Source organism: Pararhizobium sp. (assembly GCF_035497515.1).
Lineage (GTDB): Bacteria > Pseudomonadota > Alphaproteobacteria > Rhizobiales > Rhizobiaceae > Pararhizobium.
Genome location: NZ_DATJDJ010000046.1, coordinates 1 through 3,687, shown reverse-complemented (window position 1 = coordinate 3,687; position 3,687 = coordinate 1). Strand labels below are relative to the sequence as shown.

Below are 3,687 nucleotides of genomic sequence, written 5' to 3'. Positions count from 1 at the left end.
GCCTTCGAAACCGTAGTCCGTCAGAATGCGGCGCAGATCCGGATGGCCGGTGAACAGGATGCCGTACATGTCATAGGCCTCCCGCTCGAACCAGTCGGCGCCCGGATAGACGGCGCAGGCGGACGGGACCGGCTGATCCTCCCCGGTGACGACCTTGATGCGGATGCGCAGATTCTGCTTGGGCGACAGCAAATGGTAGACGACATCGAAACGTTCGGCACGCTGTGGCCAGTCAACGCCGCAGATATCGATGAAACTGATGAAGCCGCATCGCGGATCGTCACGCAGGAAAGTCAGAAGCGCGATCAGATTGTCAGCGGTCGAGGTCAGCGTCAGCTCGCCATGCATGACGGCGGCATCGGCGATCAACGTACCGCGCGTCTCGCGCAGATAGGTCAGAAGTCCGTTCAGGGCTTCGCTCATTGTCAGGTCCCCTGCCCTTACCGTTCGATCGTGCCGGTGCGACGGATTTTCTTCTGCAGCAGGAGCACCCCATAAAGGAGCGCTTCTGCCGTGGGAGGACAGCCCGGCACATAGATATCGACCGGCACGACGCGGTCACAGCCGCGCACCACCGAATAGGAATAGTGATAATATCCGCCGCCATTGGCGCAGGAGCCCATCGAGATGACGTAGCGCGGCTCGGGCATCTGGTCATAGACCTTGCGCAGCGCCGGCGCCATCTTGTTGGTCAGCGTGCCGGCGACGATCATCACGTCGGACTGGCGCGGAGAGGCACGCGGCGCAAAGCCGAACCGCTCGGCATCATAGCGCGGCATCGACATCTGCATCATCTCGACGGCGCAGCAGGCAAGACCGAAGGTCATCCACATCAGCGAGCCGGTGCGCGCCCATGTGATGAGTTCGTCCGTCGAGGTGACAAGAAAACCCTTGTCGGCGAGTTCATTGTTGATCTCGCCAAAGAACTTGTCGTTGCTGCCGATCGGCTTGCCGGTGGAGGGATCGATGATCCCCTTCGGCGCCTGGGATACGGCCGGCATATTGGTTGCTACTCCCATTCGAGCGCTCCCTTTTTCCATTCATAGATGAAGCCGATGGTCAGCACTCCGAGGAATGCCATCATCGACCAGAAACCGAACCAGCCCATCTCCTTGAACGAGACGGCCCAGGGAAACAGGAAGGCCACTTCGAGATCGAAGATGATGAAGAGAATCGACACGAGATAGAATCGAATGTCGAATTTCATGCGGGCGTCGTCGAAGGCGTTGAAGCCGCATTCGTAGGCCGACAGCTTTTCATCGTCCGGCGCCTTGTAGGCAACGGCAAACGGCGCGATCAAAAGCGCCAGGCCGATGACCAGTGAAATACCGATGAAAATAGCGATCGGGATATAGGAGCCGAGAAGGTCTGTCATTCTATCCGTCCCTGCCTGCGAGGCGCACTTGAAAAAGCGCAAAAACAAAGGCTCACAGGCCGAAAAATATGTTGCAACGCCGATGTGGTTAGCGCAGCCAGCGTCGCTGTGCAAGCCTTGAGAAAGGTTTTCACCCCATCCTTGCCAGGAATGAAGAACGGCGCAAATCTAGCATCTCCGACAATTACGCGCAAATCGCGCCCGACCCTCGCCAACGCGACCCAATCGGCGCAGAACAGCCTTTTCCATTGACCCTGCGGACATATGGCCGCAGCGGCTAAATCGGTTGAAAAACGACAGGGAGCGGAAGCCTGTAGCGCGCTTTTCGCCCCGCCGGCCGGCGACAAGGCAAGGCAGGATTGCATGGCCCCTATTCGCAATTTGCACTGATGCGTCACCATGGCGGCGCTTTGTCGGCGCGTCGCGGATATCGGCGCAGTTCGATGCTGACAGGTAACGACGGCAATCCGTCGCGCGCGCCACCAATGACGGCCGTTCAAAGAATCCGAGAGCGTATTGTCGACGACCGCAGCAACGGCGCCAAGACAAACGACGCGCACAAAGGCTTTAATTTTACTTCTGAAGAATTCCCTGCAACCAATTGCAAGATTGTGGAAAATGGCGCGAGTGACGGGGCTCGAACCCGCGACCTCCGGCGTGACAGGCCGGCACTCTAACCAACTGAGCTACACCCGCGCATTTTCCAAAAGAACCGCCTCGCGGCGCCTCTTTCCTGTGTCGAAGCGGCGTTGCGCCGTCCGATGAGCGGCTGATTAAGGGGTTCGATCGGGAGTGTCAAGCGCGTTGAAAAACAAAATCACGACAATCGGAAAATTCCAGGCGCCATGTCGGGCGAAAGCCCGCTGCGCCGGGGTTTTGGTCCGCGATCTTTTTTCCACTGTCCACATGCCGGCAATGCCCGGTCGTTATTTCAAGGGCTTGCCCGGATTTATTGGAAGTCCGAATCCGTCTCGATACGCCGCCTCCGCACCCGCTACGGACGCGGCCTCTCGGGAAAGCCAGTCTCTGTTGCGGCGGCGTGCGTCACGCGAAACGGAAGGCCGGCAAAAAAATCGAAAAAACTTATGCAACGCTCTTGCAGTTTTTCGCCGTTACGAATAGATCACGGCCACCGACGCGGCGGACATGCTCTGCTTCGCGAAGGGCGATTAGCTCAGTTGGTAGAGCGCCTCGTTTACACCGAGGATGTCGGCGGTTCGAGTCCGTCATCGCCCACCATTCTCTCTTTCTCTGCAACTTTCATCCTTCCAGCTTGCCGCTGTCCTCATGGTCGCCTCGGTTGAGGATATCACCTTGGACTGATGCCGCTCTGTCTCCGTGAAATACCGTCATCTGTAGCGTGGTTACACGGTGCGGGCTCTTGTCAGGATGCGGCGCAGTCGCCATGTCTGGCGACGGAACATCCCGATTCGACAAGACCGATCATGCCCGCTCGCCCGAGCGGCGAGAGAAACGGAGCAGCCATGAAAATCTCGATTCTTGCCCTGGCCATCGTGGCGGGCCTTGCCGGCTGCACCGCCATTCCGGAAATCGAGCCCATTCCCGGCAGCATCACCTATGGCGGCCGGCCGACGACGAGCCTGACCAAGGCGCCGCCCGGCAGCACGCTGCGCCACATGCTGAAGGATGAATATGGCCGCCCGGCCGAGGAAACCTATATTATCCAGCCCGACCGTTCGCTGCGGCTGGTGCGGCGCGAACAGCTCACGAATTCACGCTGACGGTCGGTTGACTGCAGCCCGGCGGCGACGCGGCGGGAAGAGGCTAAACAGCCTGCCCTTCAGACATCTTCCTTCTTGCGCACGGGCGCCTTGCGCCTGGGTTCTTCGGGTGCGTTCGGCATATAGGGCGTCTCGCCCTTCGGGGTCGGTGCCAAAAGGTTCTTGAGGGCCGATAGCCTGTCTTTGAGCAACGGCCGGAAGCGCGTGGCGCGGTACGGCATGTCGGCTGCACCATAGCCTTCCGGGCCGTCGTCATTGCCCCTGTGGATCTCCGCCAGCTTCACGCCGATGAACTCGCCGTCGATATAATGCTTGTAGGGGCCGACCCAGCGAATGGTATAGATCTGGCCCTTGCGAATGCCCTGGTCGATCGAGACGTTCTTGAACCGGTCGTCGATGCAGACGACCTTTTGTCCGACGTGAAAATTGTTCATCCGCGATATCCTATTCTTCAGGCCGAGGGCCTAGCCTTCGACGCGCTGGCCTGTCCATAGCGGCCTTTTGCCTCGATATGCAATCGACAAGGCAGGCAGAGGCCTGCCGCTATCGCCTCCTCCTCGCATCGACCTG

General features: G+C 59.3%; 5 protein-coding genes and 2 tRNA genes. 2 read left to right on the top strand and 5 right to left on the bottom strand.

The window, feature by feature from the left end; genetic code table 11:
- From VL202_RS04860 to VL202_RS04845, 4 genes are all read right to left on the bottom strand, one after another.
- A partial coding sequence (locus VL202_RS04860; protein ID WP_325463028.1) for an NADH-quinone oxidoreductase subunit C occupies positions 1 to 423 on the bottom strand: 423 nt, incomplete at its 3' end.
- A 17-nt stretch (positions 424 to 440) separates the two neighbouring features.
- A complete protein-coding gene (locus VL202_RS04855) occupies positions 441 to 1,019 on the bottom strand; it encodes a NuoB/complex I 20 kDa subunit family protein (protein ID WP_056331824.1) in 579 nt (192 codons plus the stop codon).
- Positions 1,010 to 1,375 carry an NADH-quinone oxidoreductase subunit A gene (locus VL202_RS04850; RefSeq protein ID WP_056331826.1) on the bottom strand — a complete coding sequence of 122 codons (366 nt, stop codon included), beginning with the start codon at positions 1,373 to 1,375 and terminating at the stop codon, positions 1,010 to 1,012. The genes VL202_RS04855 and VL202_RS04850 overlap by 10 nt, the downstream gene beginning before the upstream one ends.
- A gap of 619 nt (positions 1,376 to 1,994) precedes the next feature.
- Positions 1,995 to 2,071 (bottom strand) — tRNA-Asp (locus VL202_RS04845).
- A gap of 467 nt (positions 2,072 to 2,538) precedes the next feature.
- Between VL202_RS04845 and VL202_RS04840 the strand changes: the two genes are divergently transcribed.
- Both VL202_RS04840 and VL202_RS04835 read left to right on the top strand, forming a co-directional pair.
- A tRNA-Val gene (locus tag VL202_RS04840) sits at positions 2,539 to 2,614 on the top strand.
- Between the two features lie 245 nt (positions 2,615 to 2,859).
- Entirely contained in the window at positions 2,860 to 3,117 is a 258-nt protein-coding gene (locus tag VL202_RS04835) for a hypothetical protein (RefSeq protein ID WP_056331828.1), read from the top strand.
- A gap of 59 nt (positions 3,118 to 3,176) precedes the next feature.
- Here the strand turns inward: VL202_RS04835 and VL202_RS04830 are convergent, their stop codons facing one another.
- Entirely contained in the window at positions 3,177 to 3,551 is a 375-nt protein-coding gene (locus VL202_RS04830; protein ID WP_325463027.1) for a CAP-Gly domain protein, read from the bottom strand.
- Positions 3,552 to 3,687 lie beyond the last annotated feature (136 nt).

What these genes read in the sequence shown, in the direction of transcription:
- VL202_RS04835 (WP_056331828.1), top strand. Translation starts at nt 2,860, where the DNA reads ATGAAAATCTCGATTCTTGCCCTGGCCATCGTGGCGGGCCTTGCCGGC.
- VL202_RS04830 (WP_325463027.1), bottom strand. Translation starts at nt 3,551, where the DNA reads ATGAACAATTTTCACGTCGGACAAAAGGTCGTCTGCATCGACGACCGG.
- VL202_RS04855 (WP_056331824.1), bottom strand. Translation starts at nt 1,019, where the DNA reads ATGGGAGTAGCAACCAATATGCCGGCCGTATCCCAGGCGCCGAAGGGG.
- VL202_RS04850 (WP_056331826.1), bottom strand. Translation starts at nt 1,375, where the DNA reads ATGACAGACCTTCTCGGCTCCTATATCCCGATCGCTATTTTCATCGGT.